Source organism: Trichocoleus sp. DQ-A2 (genome assembly GCF_039961915.1).
Classification (GTDB): domain Bacteria; phylum Cyanobacteriota; class Cyanobacteriia; order Cyanobacteriales; family FACHB-T130; genus FACHB-T130.
Window position 1 is genome coordinate 36854 of sequence record NZ_JAMPKD010000032.1, and the last position, 22085, is coordinate 58938.

20 protein-coding genes and 1 pseudogene are annotated in these 22085 nt (G+C 47.0%); 7 read left to right on the forward strand and 14 right to left on the reverse strand.

From position 1 onward, the window contains the following. Positions 1-15: 15 nt before the first annotated feature. From NC997_RS24260 to NC997_RS24285, 6 genes are all read right to left on the reverse strand, one after another. Complete coding sequence (locus NC997_RS24260; RefSeq protein WP_190525087.1) at positions 16-1374, reverse strand: hypothetical protein; 1359 nt, start codon at positions 1372-1374, stop codon at positions 16-18. A 184-nt stretch (positions 1375-1558) separates the two neighbouring features. After that, positions 1559-2005: a hypothetical protein gene (locus tag NC997_RS24265; protein WP_190430728.1), complete on the reverse strand. Its 447-nt coding sequence runs from the start codon at positions 2003-2005 to the stop codon at positions 1559-1561. A 173-nt stretch (positions 2006-2178) separates the two neighbouring features. After that, complete coding sequence (locus NC997_RS24270; RefSeq protein WP_190525089.1) at positions 2179-2775, reverse strand: nucleoside triphosphate pyrophosphatase; 597 nt, start codon at positions 2773-2775, stop codon at positions 2179-2181. Positions 2776-2912: 137 nt separating this feature from the next. Continuing rightward, on the reverse strand, positions 2913-3458 hold the full coding sequence (gene psbP, locus NC997_RS24275) for a photosystem II reaction center PsbP (RefSeq protein WP_190525091.1): 546 nt from the start codon (positions 3456-3458) through the stop codon (positions 2913-2915). A gap of 26 nt (positions 3459-3484) precedes the next feature. Further along, positions 3485-3610, reverse strand: a complete 126-nt coding sequence (locus NC997_RS24280) for a hypothetical protein (protein ID WP_277881992.1) — start codon at positions 3608-3610, stop codon at positions 3485-3487. Between the two features lie 135 nt (positions 3611-3745). Continuing rightward, a complete protein-coding gene (locus NC997_RS24285) occupies positions 3746-5227 on the reverse strand; it encodes a cytochrome P450 (RefSeq protein WP_190525093.1) in 1482 nt (493 codons plus the stop codon). A 272-nt stretch (positions 5228-5499) separates the two neighbouring features. Between NC997_RS24285 and NC997_RS24290 the strand changes: the two genes are divergently transcribed. Then, the gene (locus NC997_RS24290) at positions 5500-6045 is read left to right on the forward strand and encodes a hypothetical protein (protein ID WP_190525095.1); all 546 of its coding nucleotides are present in this window, start codon (positions 5500-5502) and stop codon (positions 6043-6045) included. Between the two features lie 192 nt (positions 6046-6237). Here the strand turns inward: NC997_RS24290 and NC997_RS24295 are convergent, their stop codons facing one another. Next, the gene (locus NC997_RS24295) at positions 6238-6948 is read right to left on the reverse strand and encodes a hypothetical protein (protein WP_190986017.1); all 711 of its coding nucleotides are present in this window, start codon (positions 6946-6948) and stop codon (positions 6238-6240) included. 341 nt (positions 6949-7289) lie between these two features. Here NC997_RS24295 and NC997_RS24300 point away from each other — a divergent pair, with 341 nt between their 5' ends. Both NC997_RS24300 and NC997_RS24305 read left to right on the forward strand, forming a co-directional pair. Next, positions 7290-7427 carry a hypothetical protein gene (locus tag NC997_RS24300; RefSeq protein WP_190428724.1) on the forward strand — a complete coding sequence of 46 codons (138 nt, stop codon included), beginning with the start codon at positions 7290-7292 and terminating at the stop codon, positions 7425-7427. Between the two features lie 25 nt (positions 7428-7452). Continuing rightward, positions 7453-8163, forward strand: a complete 711-nt coding sequence (locus NC997_RS24305; protein WP_190525099.1) for an alpha/beta hydrolase-fold protein — start codon at positions 7453-7455, stop codon at positions 8161-8163. On the opposite strand, the gene NC997_RS24310 is transcribed toward NC997_RS24305, so the two are convergent. Continuing rightward, positions 8135-8968 carry an SGNH/GDSL hydrolase family protein gene (locus NC997_RS24310; protein ID WP_190525101.1) on the reverse strand — a complete coding sequence of 278 codons (834 nt, stop codon included), beginning with the start codon at positions 8966-8968 and terminating at the stop codon, positions 8135-8137. The genes NC997_RS24305 and NC997_RS24310 overlap by 29 nt on opposite strands. A gap of 496 nt (positions 8969-9464) precedes the next feature. Between NC997_RS24310 and NC997_RS24315 the strand changes: the two genes are divergently transcribed. Next, entirely contained in the window at positions 9465-9995 is a 531-nt protein-coding gene (locus NC997_RS24315; RefSeq protein WP_190433939.1) for a DUF2243 domain-containing protein, read from the forward strand. 196 nt (positions 9996-10191) lie between these two features. On the opposite strand, the gene NC997_RS24320 is transcribed toward NC997_RS24315, so the two are convergent. From NC997_RS24320 to NC997_RS24335, 4 genes are all read right to left on the reverse strand, one after another. Next, positions 10192-11487 (reverse strand): ATP-grasp domain-containing protein, encoded by a 1296-nt coding sequence (locus NC997_RS24320; protein WP_190525104.1) that lies wholly within the window; start codon positions 11485-11487, stop codon positions 10192-10194. Positions 11488-11830: 343 nt separating this feature from the next. Then, the gene (locus tag NC997_RS24325; protein WP_190525106.1) at positions 11831-12784 is read right to left on the reverse strand and encodes an isoaspartyl peptidase/L-asparaginase family protein; all 954 of its coding nucleotides are present in this window, start codon (positions 12782-12784) and stop codon (positions 11831-11833) included. 401 nt (positions 12785-13185) lie between these two features. After that, the gene (locus tag NC997_RS24330) at positions 13186-16320 is read right to left on the reverse strand and encodes a plasmid replication protein, CyRepA1 family (RefSeq protein ID WP_190525108.1); all 3135 of its coding nucleotides are present in this window, start codon (positions 16318-16320) and stop codon (positions 13186-13188) included. A gap of 308 nt (positions 16321-16628) precedes the next feature. Then, complete coding sequence (locus NC997_RS24335; protein ID WP_242031256.1) at positions 16629-18194, reverse strand: adenylate/guanylate cyclase domain-containing protein; 1566 nt, start codon at positions 18192-18194, stop codon at positions 16629-16631. On the opposite strand from NC997_RS24335, the gene NC997_RS24340 reads away from it, so the two are divergent. Further along, on the forward strand, positions 18193-18372 hold the full coding sequence (locus tag NC997_RS24340) for a hypothetical protein (RefSeq protein ID WP_190414544.1): 180 nt from the start codon (positions 18193-18195) through the stop codon (positions 18370-18372). The two genes, NC997_RS24335 and NC997_RS24340, sit on opposite strands and share 2 nt — an antisense overlap. 517 nt (positions 18373-18889) lie before the next feature. Here the strand turns inward: NC997_RS24340 and NC997_RS24345 are convergent. Continuing rightward, positions 18890-19213 carry a universal stress protein gene (locus NC997_RS24345; RefSeq protein WP_242031257.1) on the reverse strand — a complete coding sequence of 108 codons (324 nt, stop codon included), beginning with the start codon at positions 19211-19213 and terminating at the stop codon, positions 18890-18892. 143 nt (positions 19214-19356) lie between these two features. Here NC997_RS24345 and NC997_RS24350 point away from each other — a divergent pair, with 143 nt between their 5' ends. Then, positions 19357-20775, forward strand: coding sequence for a hypothetical protein (locus tag NC997_RS24350; protein ID WP_190525112.1), 1419 nt, complete (start codon positions 19357-19359; stop codon positions 20773-20775). 113 nt (positions 20776-20888) lie between these two features. Here NC997_RS24350 and NC997_RS24355 read toward each other — a convergent pair. Next, positions 20889-21023, reverse strand: a pseudogene (locus NC997_RS24355) (transposase); the annotation flags it as partial. Between the two features lie 60 nt (positions 21024-21083). Between NC997_RS24355 and NC997_RS24360 the strand changes: the two are divergent. Beyond that, positions 21084-21967, forward strand: a protein-coding gene (locus NC997_RS24360; protein WP_199306048.1) for an IS630 family transposase whose coding sequence is annotated in 2 segments (ribosomal slippage) — positions 21084-21410 and positions 21413-21967 — 882 coding nt in all. Because the reading frame shifts where the segments join, the coding sequence is not laid out codon by codon here. Positions 21968-22085: the final 118 nt, after the last annotated feature.

Below are 22085 nucleotides of genomic sequence, written 5' to 3' on the forward strand. Positions count from 1 at the left end.
GTTTGGTTTTAATGATTATTTGGAGGGTGGCGGAGGCGATGGATTGTCAAATTCGTCTTCATCTTCTTCAAATTCATCAAACTCATCAAACGGCTTTGGCGGTGTTTGTGAAGGCGGTGTTTGTGAAAATAAAGCCTCTTCAATGTTGACGGGCGATCGCGTATCTGACATCGGTGGAGAAGGCTGGGACGGCTCCACGGGAGTGTCTCCAAACAAAACCGCTATGGGATCTGAAATGCCGCTAGGATTGCTGGGATCAGGCGTCGTTGACGGCTCCTCATCTTCTTCCCAGCCATCGTCATTGTCATTCCAGTCCTCATCTTCAACAGGCGCAAACCCCGCTGAGAAGCGGGGTGTCGGTTCCTCCTCGACTTCCACTTCTTCCCACTCCTCCTCGGTTCCCCAGTTTACCGCCGAGCCGAATTCCGGCGTCCACCCTGGCTCAAATGGCGGTTCCTGGATAACGGCTTCTTCCCATCCTTGGGCACTCACGGCTGGCTCTACAGGGGTTTCTGGGGTCGCTGGGGGCAGGAAATCCGGGGGAAGCGCCGAGCCGAATTCCGGCGTCCACCCTGGCTGAAACGGTGGTTCCTGGATGACGGTTTCTTCCCCCTGGGCACTCACGGCTGGCTCTACAGGGGTTTCTGGGGTCGCTGGGGGCAGGAAATCGGGGGTGACGGATGGTGTGGGTGCAATGGCAGGAACGGTGTCAATCTCTACGCGGGGGTCAAATGCGATCGCATCTGTTGGCGACCCCTCAACAAGCGACACTTCAGGCTCAATCGTCACGATAGAAGCTGCGGTTTCGTCTGGTGGTAGGCGAGGATCAACTCTAGACTTGTCTGGAGGAATCGGGGCAGCTTTAGGATTCTGGTAGCCGACTCTTAGCAACATCCCAAATAACTTTTGCAAACTCTTGAGATTGTCGTTGATAATCACGCGGCTTTGCTGAACTTGCTCTAGATGGAATTGTCGCAGTTCGCTATAGGGGCCACTGTTGAGAAAGCGATCGCCAATCTCGTTGGTGATGTCGCCCTCAACGATATTAATCCGAGTCTGCATCCGAGAACCTGGTTGAGGCTGTTCTTCGCTTGTCCTGTCATCTACGTCGGCAGAGCTAACCCATGTGGTGATTTCTAACTCAATCGTCTCACTGAGTGCCGTAGAAAGTGCCTCAACAATTTTGCCAGCTTTGAGTTGTTGTTTGAATTTATCGCTTGTCGCCATAACCAAATTTCCAGCCAATTGTGAGTTGTCAATAGAAAGAGGACTGAGGTTTGAGGACTGAGGACTGAGGTTTGAGGACTGAGGACTGAGGTTTGAGGACTGAGGTTTGAGGACTGAGGACTGAGGTTTAAAGTAACTAGGGTACAAGGCTTTTCAAAACGGAAATTAGAGGCGCAGTTTGTTTCAAGTTGATGTAGCCCCAAGGAATAAAGCGTCCTGATTTCAAGCCCCTATTTTTAAGTCTGGGGTATACTCAACACTCAAAACTCAGTCCTGAAGAGAAGCTTAACCTTTGACTTGCATTTATTTTGGCTCTCAAGTGTTCTGACTCTTAAGGATTATCTGAATCGATAGGAGGTAAAACTTGCTGTGGATTTGAACGCGATCGCGATCCTGGTATCTCAGACAGCGTGTTCGTTAAAACTGTAAACAGCTGTTGCAAGTTTGCCAGGTTTTCCTGAATAATTTCCCGACCTTCGTGAACTTGCTGGAGGTGAAATTCCCGCAGTTCGTTGTAGGGGCCGCTATTTAGAAATTCGCTGCCGACTTCATTTTCTATATCACCATCCACAATATTGATGCGGGTTCGCATACAGTGACCGGGTAAAGGTTGACCGGATAAAGATTGGTCTGTCCTCACCCCAGGCGAGGCGTCTGAGTCAGCCGATGAAACCCAGGTGGTGATTTCTAACTCGATGGCTTCGCTGAGTGCCAAGGTGAGCGCCTCAAAAATTTTGCCAGCCTTGAGTTGTGCTTTAAACTCGTTACTTACTCCCATGAACAAAAGCCCTCCAAAAGCTTTGCATTAGCCAATATTAGACACACAGATCCTTTGCCTCAATCAAAAATCTAGGAACCTTAACAAATTCCGGAGCAATTTAAGAAAAAGGCACAAATCAATTATCAGTTGTTATTTGCTAGTAGCAATGGACAACAAACTTCTTTCATCCTTCATCTTTGCCAAAAATCGGTGACATCGTATCCCAGTTCACCGAACATCTGGCGAAGTAGTGACAAGCTCAGACCAATGACATTCGTATGGCAACCTTCCAGTTTGTCTACAAATAGTCCCCCTCTGCCTTCCAGGGCAAAGCAGCCAGCACATTTAAGGGGTTCGCCAGTGGCGACGTAGGCTTCAATCTGGCGATCGCTAGCATCGGCAAAATAAACTTTTGTGATGCCGCAGCGTACCACAGTTTTGTCTTGCTGCTGGTCAATTAAAGCATGACCCGTATAGAGTTCGCCGATTTGGGAGCGCATTTTTTGCCAACGGGCGATCGCTTGTGCTGCATCTGCTGGTTTCCCATGAATCTCACCGTTAACCAGCAACACCGAATCGCATCCCAATATCAAAGCATCTGGAAATTGATTCGCAACCGTTTCCGCTTTCCGCAACGCCAGAGTTTGCACCAATTCGGATGCAACGCTAGTTGAGACTTGGGACTCATCAAAATCACTAGGGCAAACCACCGGCTCGATTCCGGCACTTTGCAACAGGCGACGGCGAGCTGGAGAAGCGGAGGCTAAGACTAAAGTGGGAAGGGTCATCGTTCTGTTGTCAGTGGCGAATTGCTAATTGTCAACAAGTTTTAAGTGTTGAGTTTTGAATTAAATAATTCTCTTTTTGCCTCAACTCTTATCACTCTCATCACTTTTATGAGCCATTAGCCATCAGCCGATCGCTATCAATAGACGGAAAATGAACTAACGACTTGCTGTAACAATGGCTTCAACTTTTCCCAGCGTTTTTCTGTGGTAGAAGCGTTGAAGGTGACAAGTTTACCGCGACTGACGGCGATAGAGGCAAGATTATGGCGTTGCTGATTGGGAAGTTTGACGGTGTATTCCAGTATGTAATAAGTCTTAGAGTTAGATTCCAGCTTTTCAGCGTTCACTAATTCTGCCTCGCGTCCCGATCCTGGGGGTGCGATCGCGCTTTTTGATAGTTTGTATCCCACTTCCGTCGGTGTCCCCAACTCAGCGAGGCTTTTCTCTGCCCCAACCGGGTTAATGACGACTGACACATTTTCAGAAGGCTCAATGATATCGTGGAACACTACATCGGCTCCACCTTTCACCTCGACTGGAAGCCAGCCGTTGGGATATAGGAACTGATAACCGTCGGTGCTATCTACATAGCTTTTTAAGCCACTGGTAGCACTGGCGACAGTGCAACTTTGCAAGCTTACGCTTAATACCACCAGTAGTAGTGCGGCAATCCGTTTTAGCATTTCCCTCTTTCCTTGCAATTTTGTCACTAAGCGCCATTTGTCTCATTTTCCCACTTCCGGGGAACTTCAGAGGAAACAGCACCGAGAGAGCAAATGACCCGTGCCATCTCAAATAGCCGCAATTCTTTATTGGATGCAGTCCGGAACCTCACCCCTAACCCCTCTCCGTGAACGGAGAGGGGAAATATTGAACCCCTCCCCGTGAACGGGGAGGGGCAGGGGTGGGGTTCCGAGTGTCTATCGCCCAAGATTTTTTGTCCGAATGCGTCGCCCCTACTCGTACCGGATTATTCAGGCAATTTCACCATCTCTCGCACGTTACCGCGCACGCCACCCACTCCCTGGCTAAACTGACGATCTTGCTGATGGACGATCGTTGGCATCCCATATTTCGGTGCCATGACAATCACCCCAAAACGGTCAACCTTCAGATGGGGAATGCATTGCAGGCGGTAGCGTTGTAAAAGCATTGCCAGCACGATTTTGATTTCCATCATGGCAAAGGCTGCACCGATGCACATCCGAGGCCCAGCACTGAAGGGATTGTATTCAAAAATAGTGGGTTCAAATCCTTCCCAACGGTGCGGATTAAAAACCGCCGGTTCTGGATAGAGTTCGGGCATCTGGTGAGTCTGGTAAATACTGACAAATACCTCCGTTCCCGAAGGCAAGGCATAACCACCGAGTTCAGTCGGTTGCGCGGTGACGCGCCCATTCCAGGGGACTGGCGGCAATACACGCATACTCTCTTTGATAACTCGCTCTAATAACGGCAATTGTTGCAATTGCTCGACTGTCGGCGCTTCACCATGCAGCACGCTTTCGAGTTCGTCGAGGAGATCGGCAAAAATTTGCGGATGTTGCGAGAGGAGGAACAGCGTCCAGGTAAGTGCATTGGAACTGGTTTCGTGTCCGGCTAAAAAGAAGACGCCAGTATGTCCCAGCAATTCATCATCGCTCAGAGCGAGGCCAGTTTCGGCGTCACGAGCTTGGATCAGCATCGACAGCACATCTCCATCGTCAGTGCCCTTTGCCCTTTTAGTTGCAATCAGCGATCGCATCTCGTCGTCAAGTTGGGCGATTAGATTCAGAAAGCGATGGTAGGGCAATCCTGGTAAGTCCACAGGGAATAGTGCCATCATGGGCGTTCCCAGCAAACCTACAGTATCCTGAAAAAGTTTCCCGGTAATGCCACCCATCTCGCCAACATCAGCACCAAACAGCGTTTTGGTCGCCACTCGCATTGTCAGCAGCCGCATAATCTGGTCAATGTCACTTTTTTCCCCAACCCGGATTTGATCGAGTACCGATTGGGTGATGGTAACGATATCGTTGCGGTAGGACTCGATGCGCTGTTTGTGAAAGGCGGGCATGAGAAGTTGACGAGCTTGCCGATGGCGATCGCTATTGATGCCAAAGAGTCCCACAGCAAAGTGCTTCAGGGGTTCTGTCCGCGCCGAGGCTTCCCGCCTGCGGTACAATTTTCCGGATAAGGGATGCTTATAATAAATCTCGTGCTGGGTCGTTACTTGGCGCACGAGTTCCGGGCCATAGACAAATACAGTACCAGGACAATTGGGGAGCGGTGAATAAAGATTTGTGCCCCCACCATAAGTCAGGGAGACAACTGAGCCATAGGTTTGGAAAAGGTCGCGGGTATATCCGATTGAGTCGGACGCGAAGCGATAAACATGGGCAGCACGTCCGAGAATGGGGACTGGACGGGGGCCGGGAACGGTTAAATTAGGCTTTAGGGTGGTCGAAGTCATCGTAGTCTCCTTCAGTGATGACATCAAATCAAGCAAATGCGCGAACAGTCTGTAACTGTATGCGCTTAACCTTAACTGCCTCTTGAGTTTACTTGCTCCGTTGGGTTAACTATCTTCATCAACCGGAAGTTATTGCGATCGCGTTTTTGGTCGGGTGCCAGATAACTACGGCATAGGCGGTTTTATCGAGCTAACCGGAGTCAGGATACATGGGCTTGTATCTCATCTAAGTGGCACTTATCTTGTTCAATGCCCGACAGGAGAGGACAAGCATGGGAACTGACAAAGATTCCAAAAAAGCAGGGCGGCGATATACCTCATTTGAACTTCAGGGCGTTTCCGTACATCTGAAAGAAACCTTCTGGATAACGGTTCTAGGCGTTTTTATGGTTATCCGGGGTGGAATGTTTTTGCTGAATCCTCAACTGGCAACCTTAGAATGCGAACGTCGCCAATCGTTAGGTATGTGTAAACTCGTGGTGTCGAGTTTGCGAGGGGAAACCGTGACTCCCTTCCCACTCGATCGATTAGAGAAAGCAAACGTTCAGAAACATGGAAAATCAACTCAGCTTGTCTTGCAAACATCTGACGGGAAACTCTACTTTCCAATGAATAACGGTTTTAGTTTTACAGAGAACAAAACCTCCCAGATCAATACATTTGTCCAAGATTCAAAAGCTAAGTCTCTAAAAGTTGAGCAGGATAATCGTTGGTACGTCTATCCGCTCGGAGCTAGTTTGATAATGTTAGGAAGTTTATCTCTCTGGTTTACCTTAAAGGATTTTCTAAATCAGTCTAAACGTCGCTCTAATTTTTAATCCTCTTTGCAAGCGCGATGCGTGTTTGGCCGGGTGCGACATAACTACGCCATAGGCGGTTTTCTACAGCTAATTAACAGTTGAATCAATGGTTATGCCACTCGCTTGGGCATCTGTCGATGAAGCAACTTTGCAGAGGCGATCGCTTTTGCAGGGACGATCGAGTTGGGGCAGAAAAAATCAGATTTTCCCCTACCTTCGACAGACGATTGTTTCTGTTTTCCCCCGATTGGTAAATCGAACCTGTGAAACTGAAGTAACGATGTGGAAGTTAAAGTTAGCGACACCTACACCTTTGTCTCCGATTACTTCTAAAGTCAATTCCCCCTGATGACCGGAACTCCCTGGATCGGAAATAATATAGTTTCTGCCTTGGGTCGGTGCCACAACTTTCACGCTGCCTACTCGTTCTAGAATGGGCTGACAAGTTTTGATTGAGTTCACCACTTCCTTGTAATCCCCAAATTGTATGTACGCCCATTCCTGCCGAACTTCAGCAGGAGCTTTGACACTGGGGAAACTGCCGTTGTGAAGCCAGATTAAGGTTAAGGCGATCGCGCACGGAATTAAGGCTCTAAACAATAAAACTCTTAGCGTGGAATTAGATTTACTTCGTTCATATCTACAAGCAATCCGAATTCCTAAAAAAGATAGCAAAAGTGAAATAGGCAAAATAATATATGGAGAATAAAGCAGGTACGGGATTGGAGTTAGGAAATTCAGGAAAAAGGGTAAACTGCCAACCAGCAAACCGATGATGCAACCCAACACCAAAAACGATGGCTCAATTGCCGATTTTCGGGTTGAAATCTGTTGAAACGCCAGAGCCGTCGTATAGACACCCAGAAGATATAGCCCAAGAGCGATAGTTGCCCCTAACCTAAACCAGCCAGGAATGGTCATTGCACGATAGTTGAAAAAATAAGAGTTCAGAGACGTGAAGATCCCGAGCCATGCATAGGAAAGCCCCACCAACACAGCCAGTAGCGAAACTATATTTTTTCTCACCAGACGATCGCTCCCAAACGCACATAGCTCCTCTGAATACATCTGTATCTTGATGTTTTACAGAATTTAACGCTCTATATACTTCTGATTGGATCGACGTTCCAATTAATAACGGTTTTATCCTTTTCTAGAGTTAACAGGCTGATAAAACCCAGCGATTAAATCAGTCTGAATCTTCCCAAAGATTAAGGCAGGAAACCGTTAAAAATCCTAGCGTGAAGGTATGGCTCTCTCTGATGACTAACGAGCCGGGGACGCTGCGCGATCGCTATGAGGCAATACAAAAGCTTTCCTGCTTATTGGACACGGCGACAACTACTCCGGCTTGGGGTAGCAGGCACGATCTTACCGTTCGCGATCTCTCAACTCTCTAGTTGTTTGCAACAGAATTTATTGACAATGGAAAGTTCAAAGCAAGCTGATTCTTCCGCCACAGAAGGACGATTATTATCCCGTCCAACTCGCCCCACAGCAACCGCAACTCCCGGATTGCATCCCCTAGGACTGGACGGACAGCGGGATGGTTTCGTCTATGTACCCAAAACCTATCGGGCAGACCAACCCGCGCCACTGGTGTTGATGTTGCATGGGGCAGGAGGCGATTCAGAGGGGGCGCTGAATATCGTCCGCCATCTGGCAGATCCCTTCCAGACAATTTTGTTGGCAGTAGACTCGCGCCGACAAACTTGGGACGTGATTCGGAGTGGGTACGGTGCCGATATTACTTTTATTGACCGGGCGCTGGCACAAACCTTCAGCCGTTACGCGATCGCGCCAAATCAGGTAGCGATCGCAGGTTTCTCGGATGGGGCTTCCTACGCTCTCTCGGTTGGCATTACCAATGGCGACTTGTTTAGCCACATCATTGCCTTCTCACCGGGATTCATGGCTCCTGCCGGACAGGAAGGGAAGCCGCAGGTATTCATTTCTCACGGGAAGGGGGACACGGTGTTGCCGATTGAGCGATGCAGTCGCCGGATTGTGCCGCAGTTACAACGGGCAAGCTATGACGTGCAGTACCACGAGTTCAATGGTCCCCATACGGTTCCAGGCGCGATCGCTCAAGCTTCAATGGAGTGGTTTACCCAAACAGCACCGAAGGAGAATTGAGCATCCCTGCTTCTTGAATGGCGGCAAAGGCAGTTTCCCCTAAAATGCGATGAGTCGCTGTTGTTGGATGAATGCCATCCCAGAACAAAAACTGGTCTGGACTGCCAGAAGTCCCAGCGCCAGCCAAACAGGCATTGAGGACATTAGTAAAGCCAAACGCTGCCGGATTCGCGATCGCTTCTCGATACAGTCGATTGGCATCGAGAGTGGCAATCTGAAGGTCAGAATGCTGCTGAGCTACCTTAAGCGATCGCCTCAAACCTTGATTATGAGCTTGGGTTAATGCACTGAGTCGGGCAGCATTTGCACTGGTTCGGGTCGTGGGTAACTGTCCCAAATCGGGCAAGTTTACCACTAGGAGCTTTTTAGCACCCTTATTAGCCAGAGAAGCGATCGCTTTAGTGATATTTTCAACAGGAATTGTAGCGTTGCTGACTCCCTGTAAATAATCATTTCCCCCCGCCCATAACACATACAGTGCCTCTGAATTCAGCGGTTGATGTGTTTGGATAAACGATTGCACCTGAGCTAGCAAACCAGGGACAAAACTGTTGCGATCATTTCCAGAAGTTGCTCCTCCGTAAGCAAAATTTTTGGTTTGATTCGAGCCGAGATGCAGGCAAAGGGCAAGATATTCAACCCAAACCCGACCATTTGAGTAACGCCCCTGAAAGTAAGGTGGGTTGGGTGGATACATTCCTCCTGTCGCTCGGAACACCGTCCCCGCATCCGAGAGACTGTCGCCAAACACATAGAGTTCTGTAATCGGATGAGTGTTCTGAATAGATGTTGTGAGTACAGCCATGACAAAAATCAGGTCTCAAGTCCTGCTGATAAAATTCCGTTCTTTCTTGGTTCTTTCTTGAAAGATCCGAAGAGTGCTATTTTTACCTGATTAAAACCAACTTCAACAATTATTGGTGGTTCTAATTTTCAGTAAAGATGCTGGCGATTTGTCGCTTCTCTAGGCTAACAAGCTGACTTCAGCAGCGGAGGACGCAACCGAATACTTTCTAGTGTGGATTTTGCCAATAGCCTAAAATGCGATCGCTGCTCAACGCCAGGGAATTAGCCCAGCTTGTATACCAAAAAACAATCGTCAATCCTCTAGGAGTTAGATGTAATTTCTGAGAGGAAGCGGAACAATTGAAGCAGCCTAATCCCGAAGATAGGTCTGTTTCCGCTTCCGTTTATTTTCTGGGAGTCAAATTCTTCTCCCCATCGTCAATAACGAACCGCACTCAAGAATTCGTTTTCGTTGCGAGTGCTGTACGCGCTGAGGTTGTTACAGAGGTATTGCCATGACTTCAAACCAAACTACATCCCAGGCGAGTAGCCAAGGAAATTCTTCCGTCCATCAGCGCGATCGCCGCCCTCTGATTGTGGCTGGTATTGTGTTAGGAATGAGTCAGGCTGGATTTTTTGATGGGATTGTCATTCATCAATTATTACAATGGCATCATATGTTTTCCAGTGTTAAAACTGATGCTACCGTTGCCGGTTTGGAACTAAATACTCTTGGCGATGGGTTGTTTCATCTGTTTGATTGGCTATTAACATTAATTGGGCTTTTTCTGTTTTGGCGAGCCGCAAAACAAAGTCATTCTTTGTCAGCACCAACCTTTATTGGTTCACTATTACTAGGATTTGGAGCGTTCAATCTTATTGAAGGAGTTATCGATCATCAGATTTTAGGCATTCATCATGTCAGACCGGGTTCGCATACGTTAGCTTATGATATTGGCTTTTTAGTGATTAGTGCCTTAATCGCTAGTGCTGGTTGGATAGTATTGCAATCAGCAAAATCGAATAAAAATGAAGCTGAAACGTAGAAGTTTGAGCGAGTCAGTATTGAGAACAGTCATTATTGCTACTAGGCAGCCCTTATATATGAAGCAGTCCTACTGATTCGTGAACGTCAGAACCCCGACTTCTCTAAGAAGTCGGGGTTCTGAATACATAGAGTATAACTATTGACAAAGATTCAACAGTTAATACCCGGTATTTAAATCAGCTCTCCAGTAACCTCTAACTGAGTATGTGTAATCCTTTATGTTGTAAACTCTGCTCGATCTGTTGCATTTCTTCGGTCGTTTCTCCAGCAACAATTCCGTAAATTTCGGTGTAGATTTTCCCGTATTTAACCTTCTCCAAAGCTGACAATATCGTAAAATCTTTACGCTCCAATTCTGGTTTCAACGTGGCAAGAATGGACTCTAATGTCCCATCCATCCGATAATCGCTAGAATACTTAGCGACTTCTTTTCCCAGTCCCAGCAAAGTATGACGCTGTAAGCAGAGTGGAGTCGATCCATTCACTCGAAAATTGGCATCGATTGCATAGAGTTGTCCGTCTTTATCTTCCAATACATCAAAGCCAATCACGCCGAAATACCCTTGTTGATGAGCATACTTACCAACCGCAGCAATCATCTCAAAGAACTTGCTCATGTCGGTTTCTCGGTAGTGAATGAGTCCTCCTAAATAATTGCCTTCTGGAGTGACAAGTTGGGTTGTAGTGCCAATCAGCGTAATCTCTCCTGTCTTGCTGACATAGAACTGCACGCAGTAGTTCTGCACTTCATTCTTGACAAATTCCGAAACAATAATCGTATCCACGAACTTAATCTCTAGGTATTTCCTTAATTCATGCAAGCAGTAGTTTAACTCGCTGGCGCTTTTGATAATATAAGTACCTTCGCCTGAGAGTCCGTGGGAGGTTTTAATCAAGTATGGGAATTGTGGTAGCTGAATGTCTTCCAGGCTAATTTGGTGCAGATTGTAGGTTTTATATTTTGGACATTGTATCCCCAGATCGGCTAGCGCTACTTTGCTAAGCAAGCGGTAGTGAGTATCCGGATGAACAGCGTGTTTTTCTGGTTTGAGATGATCGAAGGGAAATAGAGTGATGAGTTTGTCAAAGCGATCGCTTTGAGATTCTTCCGGAGTATCTATCTGGCTGAGTTCATCCAGATAAGTTGAGCAGTCTATCCTCTCTATGTTTTTGTAGCTGAAACCAAAATGTTCCCGCCAATAGTTAATCAGCGCGTCTTCTGGCGAACTGATGATAACTCCTGGAAGGAGATCGCCTAACACCGCTAGATTTTTCCAAGGTTCCTTCTGGCAAATTTTATCGAAGGAAGTTTTGGTGGCTTCACTACTACCGTCTTGAATATAGTATTTTTTATTGTTAGGGTAAGCAGCCCAAGTCGCAGTCGCCGGGTAATTTAGGATAAATGCATACCGCCCATCTGTGATGTCTTGAGCAAACAGATCGGAAAGAGAATTCCCCTGAAAGTATTGAAAGTCGTATGTTGAGTTCATAAAAAATTACCCCTATGAAGTAAAAGCAAGCTGCACAGCAAACAATCAGTATTCTCTCAATAAACCAATTTTTCTATCATCTTCCTAGGGAGTATTCACTTCAGGAGAAATGGGAAGATAAGCAAAGCTGATAAAATGCCCACACAACTTTTGCTTAGAGAATGAATGAATTGTTATCATTCAGCAATTTGAGCTTTTCTAGCTACTTGCATCACCGCCTCAATCTGAGCTGAACTGAATACGAGATACCCGACTTCTCCAAGAAGTCGGGTATCTGAACTGCTAGCATCTCACAAAGGTTGGGGTGGGGTTCCATCCCGTCTTAAATGGGTAGCCAACTCGATTATGCGGCTGGTGAGTGAGTCGTCTGCATCTGTTCTGTATGTGGCTCAAAGGATGCTACTTTTGAGTTGTTTTCTTCTTCTTTCTTGATAAACGCCACTGGTTTGTCCATTTCTGCGGTCATATAAGCTACCGCCATGTCAGACGAGTTGTACGACCACCCAATACGTCCCTGACGGTCTATCAGGATGCAGCCAGCCTCTCCTTCAACCTTAGAGACAAGAGTGTCAATCGCCTTCTGTGCGGCTTCCTCTGGATGGGTGTCTCCAGCCAAAAAATCAATCGCTGTCTTGGCAAGAACCACTGGGATAATTGACTCGCCATCACCCGTCGTTGAGCAACCGCCCAAGTGGTTATCAGCGTATAAGCCGCAACCAACCAGGGCTGTGTCGCCAACACGACCTTGTGGCTGACCTGTAGTGCCCCCAGTTGAGGTTCCGGCAACTATGGTGCCGCTAGCATCTAGAGCTACACAACCGACGGTGTTGGGGCGATCGATAACTTCTTGCTCCTCTTCCCACTCCTGTCGCTGCTCCTCACTGATCAGGTCTTCTTTTGCACACATCTCCATCTCGTGTTCAGCAGCGAAGCGTTCGCCGCTCCGCGCTACTAGGAACCGGGCTTTTTCATCCATAATCTTGTGTGCCACCGAGATTGGATGACGCACTCCTTGAACTGCTGCTACCGCTCCCCAACCCAATCGATCGCCCTCCATCATCGCCGCGTCTAGCTCTACCTCTCCTTCACTGTTGAGAGTTGCACCAAATCCGGCGTTAAACGTCTGGTCAGTTTCGAGAACACGGATGGCTGCCTCAACGGCTTCTCCAGCACTGCCTCCACTGCGAAGCACTGTCCAACCTGCTTCTACTGCTGCCAAGCAGCCTGCATGATTGGCTTCAACCTTGCCCTCTGTAATGGTTTTTGCTCCACCATGAACAATTATGCTTATTGTCATACGTGCCTATTTCTAAATTCTGGTTAGATGTATGTAAATGCGATCGCGCAAACGGCTTTGTGAAACAATCGCACTCATCCCTGCGCTAGCCTAAGTAAGCCTAAGCACCTAGCAGCGTAAAGAAAGACTGCTTAGGGAGCTTGCTCAGCTAAAGCCGGGTTTGGCTATTGACCCGATTGCGATCGCTGTGTCTAGTGGTTGGAATTCCCTACAGGTAATATTCCCCGTCGTTTGTTCCCTGTTTTACATTTAAGGGCAGCCTTTAACTTACAGCTTCATCCCTATAGAATGTCTTACTTGCACTTAAGGCTGAATTCTGTATGAACTAAATTTGTAACTTTAAATACAAAAACTCTTAAAATTGCTGGTTGTTGCATCGGTGTTGCTCCCCGTTCATCCGTTTATCGCTGGGAATGAAATAGCGTTGGTTTGCATGGGGTAGTACATCTTTCAGATTTCAGGGTGAAAACTCTCTGGTTGGAAACACTCTCCTCTATCAAGCCTTCCCTGTAACGCCACGCTTCAAAGATTTCGTTCCTGCCATCATCAAGAGTTTTTGAGTCAATTCTATAAACTTTTATTTGATTTTTATATCCATTTTCTTTTCTTTTAAATGACCTTAGCTTTAAGCCGAGTAAATTCAAAACCTTGCTAAGCACTTTTATGCAACTTAGGCGCTCTTTTTCGGTTTCCATCGGAATGCTGATTCCGATAGCACGTTTAATGTGTTTGCTACACCGGAGTGCAGTCGCTTTGAGTTCAACTAAGTCTAAATCAGTTTCTTTGAATTCACGCTCCGGATGGATAAATTGCAGCACTCCTAATGCTCTAAGTGCCTCTATTTTCAAAGTGTAAGTATTCAAATCTGGCAGGAAAACTTTACCCTCGCCTCTTTCCAACTGCTGATGCCATTCTTGTTGATCTTGTAGTTGAAAATACTCGCTTTCGTGAGTCAAATAGTAATGAACCAACAACTGTGAATAATATCCCCGATCGTCCCGTAACTTTAATTGAGGAGTCACTTCTACCCCATAGCGCTGTTTCAAGATGTATTTCTGCACTTGATTTCGCTCCTCATCTGTCAAAGAACGCTTGGTTAACAGACGCTCATATTCTCTGCGCTCAATGTCTGGAGAATTCGCAACTGCACTCGCTGCTTGTAATTCAATTTGATTCCGAATTTTGACAATTTGATGCTTGATAGATTTAGTCTTTTTGCGGCGCACTTCAAATTCTTGTTGAATTTTAACAATTTCTCGAACCAGCTTCTTAGAAGTTTCCCAATCGCGAGGAGCTGCTGCTAAAAGCGCCATCCGTAGCTCTCTGAGACGCTCGTAAGGGGGAGCATCGCTCATGACATTTACCTGATGTCCTTCAGCGATTAATCCTTCTAACATCGATTGACGGTACAGAGTAATCGAAGCATTTACTCTGGCTGCAAATTTTGCCCAACTTCTGAGGTGAATTAAGTCATAAACTAAAGGCAAATCAACATCAACTGGATGAAGCGGACTCATCAAAGCTAGGTTTTCTTTCTGATTTTCCTGGTACCAGTGAGACAGTACCCGATAATTCTTACTACCACTGCCAATCATGCCAATGCCTCGTTTGGCACACCAAACAATTCGCGGCACGCTCTGACGAACTCTGGCTAATGCTTGTCGTGCTTCCGAGTCTGGGATTACGCCTTGAAAAATTCCATAAACCCGGTCGAAATGTTCCACGTCAATGCTGACTCCCGTACCTAGGCTAGGAGTCACAAAAACTGCGTCATAGTCTAAGGCTTTTTGGTTGATGCTTTCAACAAAATTGACCGCCTCATGACCAGGAGTGCTGGTTGTTTGAGAACTGACGACTAAGGTCTTGGGGTATTGTCGAAGGAACTGTTCTAGACGTTGTTTGATGTAGCGATCGATGGTTTCTGAACTGTAACGACCGGAACGACTATCGGTTGTGACATAACACTTCCGTCCGGCTATCAGATCGAGTTCCAACTGTTGTATTAGCAGGGTTGGGTTTGGGGTGTTGTGAAAGGTGACATCCCAGCCATCAGGCTTCCACTCATTTAATACAACCCACGGCTCAATTTTAATTCCTGCGAGTCCCTTCAGGTAGTCTAAGGAAAGGTCTGATAAGTCAGCATCTTGGGCGATAACCAAACCACCAGTTTGCAGGACGGTGGAAATTAGCTGCTGGAAGACTCTTAGTATCTTGATTCGCTTGTCTTTACAAGTGTCGCTGTTGAGGAGATGCCATAAGGATTGCTCAACTTCATCCAGAATCACGATCGCGCCTTGCCAATGTTCTGGGTTCAGCTTCCAAATGGAATCAATACAGAGTCCTAAAGATGGGGCAATGGGTAATAAGTTATCCGGGTTTTTATCCCGTTTTTCGAGTGTGCGGTGATTAATCCAGTTCACTCCAATTTTTTCGCACAAGAACTGCCCTAGCTGGATTCTATGGGTGAGTAGCAGGACGCGATCGCCTCTATTTTTCGCTTGTTGGATCAGCGATACCAGCGCAGTGGTTTTCCCGGTTCCTTTCGCAGACTTGATTCCGACTAATCCAGAGGTGGGAAAAGGCAATTTTTCCAGGTAGCGCCGGTTGAGGGTGAGTGCGGGGGAATAGGTTAACTCGGTGTGGGGTTTGCTTTTAGCCAGGTCAGTTTCTAAGTTGAGGCTGGCTTCATAGACTGTCTGGAAGGCGGCAGCGCCTTGGGCGACTATAAAATCATCAACGCCTTTTTGTAATCCGGGAAGCCGGATAATTTTGACCGGGCACTTTTGTTCCTCTAACAGTTCGCCCAGTTGAGTTTGCGCTTGATTGACTGCTTTGATGGTCTTGGGTTGAGTTTCGTAGTCAAAGCAGATAAAAAAAGTGCGTTTGAGTCGCGTGAACGCCAGAAGGTCTGGAATTAATTGTCGGCTAAGAACATTGCCTTGAAAGTCTTTGGTGACGCGGTAGCCGCTAGTAATGCCCGGTAAAGCGATCGCAGCATATCCTTGGGTTAACAAAGCCGCTGCTTTTTTTGCTCCCTCGCAAAGGATCGTCGGAATTTTCATCTCTAGCACCCACTGCCAAAATCCCAGCGCTTCTCCGTTTTGAGCGATCGCAATCTTCTCTGGCATGGGGACGCCGTAGCGCGATGCCGTCTGCTGCCAGATATGAAGCGGCACTCTCAGACAAAAAATCCGTGTCGGCGTGCAGGGCGGATGCTCGTACTTGATGAGTTTACCCTTTTTATCTGGTCTGGGATGGTTCGGCTTATAACACCCCCACTCCATCAACCGCCAATCGTTAAGGGGATCGAGTCCCGAACACCACCAGCCTCCTTTCGCCCCATGAGCATAGCGATGCAGCCACCAACTGCTCACCATCCCAGTATTCGTCCGGGGAATGCGATTGGAGATCAACAAATACTCATAAAAGGCGTCTCCTTCCAATGAGATGAAGTTGAGCAAAGCCAGATCGCGGTCAATACCGCTGTCTAAGGCTAATTCCTGAAAGTGTTTGGGGTTTAGGCTGGGTGGATGCATTTGGAGGAGTATAAAACTCTTGAGACATCAACGGATCTAAAACCGTACCACGAACTAGCCGATTAAACAGCTAATGCATGGAGGCATAATTCACGGATACAACTCCTGAAACCCTTGTAAAATCGTAGTTTTTTCCGGTGCCGTTACCCAACAGAGCGCACCAGCGCAATAAATTTCGGAACCTCACCCCAACCCCTCGACCTCCACGGAGAGGGGAGAATATTCAACCCCTCCTCGTTTACGGGGAGGGGCAGGGGTGGGGTTCAACCGTACTGCACCCAAATGAGAATTGCCGCCATGAATACCGACTATTCCTTTAGGCAATACACAATAATCGGGTGGGGTTGCCCCTTTACCTGCTGGGGAGGCAATTCTTGAGTCGAAATCGTCGAGGGTAATTGCTGATGAGTCGCCGCACTCAGCAGCAACGGTGTTCCAAGTTCTTTGGTCAAAGATTCGATCCGCGAGGCGACGTTCACCGGATCTCCGATCGCAGTGTACTCCAATCGCTGGGGTGAGCCGATACTGCCTAACACCACAGATCCCGTATGAATGCCAATTCCCATTGCTAAAGGAGCTTGTCCCTGTTTTGCTAAGTCGCTATTAATCGATTGCAGGCTGGCGAGCATTTTTTGAGCCGCTGCAACAGCCTTGGTAGCATGATTGTGGGGATCATCTCCGACGCCAAACAGCGCCATAAAGCCATCCCCTAAGAATTTGTTTACCATTCCCCCATGTTCCTGCTCAACAATTTTTACCATTTCAGTCAGGAACAAGTTCAGCATCGCCACGACTTGCTGGGGAGAGGAAACCGCACTCCGGGCTGTAAAGTTGCGGATATCGGCAAACATAATTGTTAATTCCTGCTCGACGCCGCCCAAGCTGGGATCGCGCTGGAGAATCTGTTGGGCAGCGGTTTGACCGACATGACGACCAAAGGTTTCTTGCAAGCGTTGTTTGTCTCGCAACTCCTCAATCATGTCGTTAAAATCATCAATTAAAGGGCCAAATTCATCGGCTCGCAGCAATTTAATGTGGATATTAAGGTTCCCAGATGCTACCATCCGAGCCGCCTGTTGTAGCTCCTCTACGGGTTCAACGACTAATTGACCGACCATCAAAGCACTGCTAAACCCGAAGACCATACCCAACACCCCGACGGCGATGGTAAACCAGGGATCGGGCGTTGCGGATGAACTAGCGGTCAAGCTTAAAAGTAATAGCGAAGCAATCGGACATACCCCAGCAGATATTGCCCACACGAGTCCTCGTTGCCGAAGCGAGAGGGGGAAAGCCCCCGGTGTTTCCGCCGGGTGAGCTTCTTGAAACAGCAACGGGTACAACAGTCGCTGGGTGAACAGCTCAAGAATAAAAAAACCTTGAGGAACCGCAATCAGTGCTGCAACAATCACCGAAATCGACAGGTGCAAGAATACGCGCCGGTCGAGCGTTCCCGGAGCATAATGCAGGGGGAGTAGAAATGCGGGAATGCACAATAGCCAACCGATTCCGGCTATAAGCATTCCCCACCACGGCAGATTAATCGCTCGTTGTCTGGCTTTAATCAGATGCTCGGCTCTCATGGTTTGCTGGTGCAGGATCTGTTGTAAAGGTCGCTGTAGCGACAGCACGAGCTGCACCCAGAGGAACAGAGCGACTGGGTAGACGACAACGTTGTAAATCAACAGAGTATTGACAAAGACTCTATTCTGCGCGGGAGTCAGCAGCAATTGAATCTGGGTCAGGTTGTACCAGATATTAAATGCACTGCCAATCAACTCGGCAGCGAGTGGCGCACAGGCGATCATCCCTAGACGATAAAGAATGAGCCAGTTTAATTGACTCCTATCAACCAATCCATAACGGGATGCCATGTCCGCCTCCTTGATTTGGCATGGTTTTACAGCGATCGCTTCCCGGCTTCTGGTTTTACCGATTCCTACGGCAGTGTGTCTTACTCATCATTGTGCGAAAAAGATAAGTATTTCAGTGATTTCTTACCACTATGCTTTACAAATTGAGCTGTTTCCGGGGCATTTTCAGATGAACTGACAAACTCAGCCAATTTTTTAGTCGGGGAGGAATTATTACCCAATGCCTCGCCGCTACGAGATGCCAAGATGAATCCAGATGCATTGCCATGTCCCAATGGCAATGCCGTGTCCCTACGCTCATTGGGATGAATCGCAATTTCACAAAAAAGCCTTCTATAAAGAAGGCAGAATCTCACTGATGAGTAAGCAGTTCTTGAGTGGTAGATAGATTTATGTATAGCGATTGTTCAAGGTGGGTTTCCAGTCGCTTTTTTGAGCGAACCTTATTTGAGGTAGCTCAAATGAGTGACATTCACTTGCGCGATCGCTTAGTAAAAAAAATGCCCTTTCATCTCTTCCGCTGAAAGGGCATCGTCTAACTGATGGGTGTGAGAAGGGTTTTCACCATGCTTCTTAAAAACAAGCATAAGTCGGCAATGTGACAGGGGTATGACAAGTAAATAGCAATGCTGCGATCGCTGTTGCTCGTCTTGCCCTCGTTCCTCTAAAACAACCAAACCGTGTTATTTACAAACTCAACGATGGACAACCAGAACCGAGCAGGGGGCATGATGGAGGACGTAATTGCTGACGCTACCGAGAACTAACTCACCAATTGCAGAACGACCCCGACGCCCCATTACGATGAGATCGGCACCCCAAGTTTGGGCTAAGTCACAGATGTTTTCACCCCGACTGCCAAGGCTTTGGGTGAATTCGGTACTAATTCCTGCCTTCGTTGCTTCATCTGCACGCGATCGCAGTAGCGCCAAGTATTGACTTTCAAATGCATCCCACTGCTGTCGATAGTCGCTTGGGACATCATCGCGTCGCCAAGGATAGTAATGCAGACCGGGCATTTGTGAACCCCCGGTTGACATCTTTATTTCTGGAGTTTAACTTTGAATAGTGAGTACCACCAAGGGATAGGGCAAGACGAGCGGATCGCCACAGCACCCAAAAGCGCCACATTCTCAAGTTAAACCTAAGCAATAAGTAATAAATGCCAAAGACCAAACTGCATAAGGAATCCAGCGTTAGTACAGATGAACTAATGGGGGATTTAGAGATCCCCGATAGCCTGAGAAAAGACCTTAGCTATCCAGCCCATAGGAAGAAAGAAGCACTTCGCACGGAACACCTACAAAAGAAGCTGCTAGAAAGACTCCAAACCACTAAGGTCAACCTCAAAACTGATGGCGTAAAGGTTCAGTTAGTCAGAGTGGGTAACACCATTGCTCTACAGTTCTCAGCACCTCTGAGAGATGGTGATAAGCCTACTGTTGCTGGAAGGTCTACTAAACAATACAAATTAGGTGCTAACTGTTCATGGTCTGTTGATGGGTTAACTCTAGCTGATAAGTACGCTAGGCAGATTGGACACCACTTACTACACAAAACATTTACCTGGCAGTGGTTTGATTCTGAGATAGCGAAAAAAACAGAATCAAAAACAACTGAAACACCTAAGACTATTGGTGAATTAATTGAGGAGTTTAAGGTTAAATACTTCCTTGTAAAGAAGCGTGGCAGGCAGAGTGAAACTACTTTCAAAAAATGGTTAAAACAACTTAAAGCTTTACCAACTGATAAGCCATTATCAGGTGAGTTAATTGACCAACTTGTTCAAGCTACAGAAACTGGTGATCATAAACGGTTAAGCCTTGTAAGCGCGTTATCTATCTTCTGCAACACCATTGGTTTTGACTATAACTTCAAAGGTCTAAAGAGTGGTTACAAGCCTAAAGATAAAAAGCCGCCAACGGATGAGGAAGTTAAACAATACCGATTAACATTTCAACCATCAAAATACTGTCCAGGTTCTCAATGGGAGTCATGGCGCTGGCTCTATGGTATACTCGCCACTTATGGTTTGAGACCGCATGAGGTATGGGCAATTGATATCCCTAAGTTCTTAGACCCCGCTAACACTGACAATGTAATTACTTTGGATGAATCGCTTACCGAAGGACTGAAGACTGGTAATCGTGTAGTGTTTCCATTGCATCCCGAATGGGTAGAAGAATTTAACCTGAAAAATGTAAAAATGCCTTGTTCAATAAGTAATTTAGACGATAGGACTTCTTTAGTTTGCCGTAGATTCAAAAACCTTAAAATCCCCTTCACTCCTCACACATTACGCCATGCTTACGCTATCAGAGGTCATGTGTTGGGAATCCCTGTTAAGGAGATGACAAATAACATGGGACATACAGTACAGGTGCATACTGATACATATCAGAAATATATGAGCATAGATACCCGTAAACAGGTCATCAGACAGGCTCATGAGCGCCACAAAGAACAACAGAAAGAACTAAGCGAAGTAGAACGCTTGAAGGCAGAGAATGAAGCCTTAAAATCTGAGATTGAATCACTGAAGACAGAGTTAAGGCTAACAAGAGAATTAGCAGGTAAGTAGCAACTAGAACCTACAACTCAGTAATAATTACCCTCCCAAACTAGGGAGGGTTTCTTATATCTGTCATAACTACTCAATCGTCATGCTGGTAAGTATAGCAATCGCCAAGGTAATTAGGACGACAAGCATAAGACATGCTCGATTGCATCTCGCAAACAATTAAACTGGTCGAGTTGTTTGCGGATGCGGCTCTTGAGCCAAGACCAGCAGTTCTCAATTTTGTTGAGGTCGGGGGAGTAAGGTGGTATAGCATTACACAGATGCGTTAGGACGTTATTCTAGGGAGAGAAGAGGACTCAGGAGTCACCATGCCTGCTCCCTACACCTATGACCTGCGCCAAAAAGCAATCGAAGCGGTTAAACGAGGAGAACGCAAAACAAACGTAGCGAAGATGTTTAACATCAGTCGTAATAGCCTAGACCTATGGCTGAAGCGGGAAGCACAAACGGGGGATTGTCAAGCCATCACCCACTTTCAAAAAGGCTGTCGCCATAAAATTACTGATTGGGAACGCTTTCGAGCGTTTGCTCAACAGTATGGAGGCAAGACCCAGGCGCAGATGGCGAAGCTGTGGGGCGATAAAGTGACGCAGCAAAACATCAGCCATGCCCTAAAAAAGATTGGTTTGACCCGTAAAAAAAAACATATGGGTATCGAGAACCGGATGAGTCCAAGCGTCAAGCCTTTCAAGCCCGATTGAAGCGTATCCCCTATCCTCAAGTCGTATACGTGGATGAAGCAGGCATCGATAACCGAGATGACTATCCCTATGGCTACTGCCAGAGGGGAAAACGCTTCTATGCCCTCAAGTGTGGCAAACGCACTGGGCGAGTCAGTTGGATTGCCGCACTCAAACTCGGAAAGTTATTTGCACCGATGACCTTTGTCGGCTCCTGTAATCGGGACTTGTTTGAGCAGTGGTTAGGAGAGTGTCTGGTCCCGCAATTGCACCCAGGGGATGTGATTGTCATTGATAATGCTAGTTTCCACCATTCTCAGACGATTGAGGAAATTGTCACAGAAGCCGGGTGTGAAATCTGGTATCTGCCTCCCTATTCTCCAGACTTGAACAAGATCGAGCATTGGTGGAGTGTGCTGAAAAATTGGATGCGGCAACGCTGGGATGAGTTTGATAGCGTTCGCGATTGTGTTGATGCTGCTTTCAAACAATGTCCTAACGTATTTGCGTAACGCTATAAATACCAAAGTTGAGCACCAGCCGCTCGAATCAACTGCTCAATCCGCCCGCCCTTGTGAAAGGTAGCATTGTCCATAATCACCACTTGTCCAGGTTCCAGTACCGGGATTA

Bases quoted from the DNA above. Each gene is read 5' to 3' on its own strand.
- NC997_RS24265 (WP_190430728.1), bottom strand. From the start codon at position 2,005: ATGGGAGTAAGTAACGAGTTTAAAGCACAACTCAAGGCTGGCAAAATT.
- NC997_RS24270 (WP_190525089.1), bottom strand. From the start codon at position 2,775: ATGACCCTTCCCACTTTAGTCTTAGCCTCCGCTTCTCCAGCTCGCCGT.
- psbP (WP_190525091.1), bottom strand. From the start codon at position 3,458: ATGCTAAAACGGATTGCCGCACTACTACTGGTGGTATTAAGCGTAAGC.
- NC997_RS24285 (WP_190525093.1), bottom strand. From the start codon at position 5,227: ATGACTTCGACCACCCTAAAGCCTAATTTAACCGTTCCCGGCCCCCGT.
- NC997_RS24290 (WP_190525095.1), top strand. From the start codon at position 5,500: ATGGGAACTGACAAAGATTCCAAAAAAGCAGGGCGGCGATATACCTCA.
- NC997_RS24295 (WP_190986017.1), bottom strand. From the start codon at position 6,948: ATGACCATTCCTGGCTGGTTTAGGTTAGGGGCAACTATCGCTCTTGGG.
- NC997_RS24300 (WP_190428724.1), top strand. From the start codon at position 7,290: ATGACTAACGAGCCGGGGACGCTGCGCGATCGCTATGAGGCAATACAA.
- NC997_RS24305 (WP_190525099.1), top strand. From the start codon at position 7,453: ATGGAAAGTTCAAAGCAAGCTGATTCTTCCGCCACAGAAGGACGATTA.
- NC997_RS24310 (WP_190525101.1), bottom strand. From the start codon at position 8,968: ATGGCTGTACTCACAACATCTATTCAGAACACTCATCCGATTACAGAA.
- NC997_RS24315 (WP_190433939.1), top strand. From the start codon at position 9,465: ATGACTTCAAACCAAACTACATCCCAGGCGAGTAGCCAAGGAAATTCT.
- NC997_RS24320 (WP_190525104.1), bottom strand. From the start codon at position 11,487: ATGAACTCAACATACGACTTTCAATACTTTCAGGGGAATTCTCTTTCC.
- NC997_RS24325 (WP_190525106.1), bottom strand. From the start codon at position 12,784: ATGACAATAAGCATAATTGTTCATGGTGGAGCAAAAACCATTACAGAG.
- NC997_RS24330 (WP_190525108.1), bottom strand. From the start codon at position 16,320: ATGCATCCACCCAGCCTAAACCCCAAACACTTTCAGGAATTAGCCTTA.
- NC997_RS24340 (WP_190414544.1), top strand. From the start codon at position 18,193: ATGTCCGCCTCCTTGATTTGGCATGGTTTTACAGCGATCGCTTCCCGG.
- NC997_RS24335 (WP_242031256.1), bottom strand. From the start codon at position 18,194: ATGGCATCCCGTTATGGATTGGTTGATAGGAGTCAATTAAACTGGCTC.
- NC997_RS24345 (WP_242031257.1), bottom strand. From the start codon at position 19,213: ATGCCCGGTCTGCATTACTATCCTTGGCGACGCGATGATGTCCCAAGC.
- NC997_RS24350 (WP_190525112.1), top strand. From the start codon at position 19,357: ATGCCAAAGACCAAACTGCATAAGGAATCCAGCGTTAGTACAGATGAA.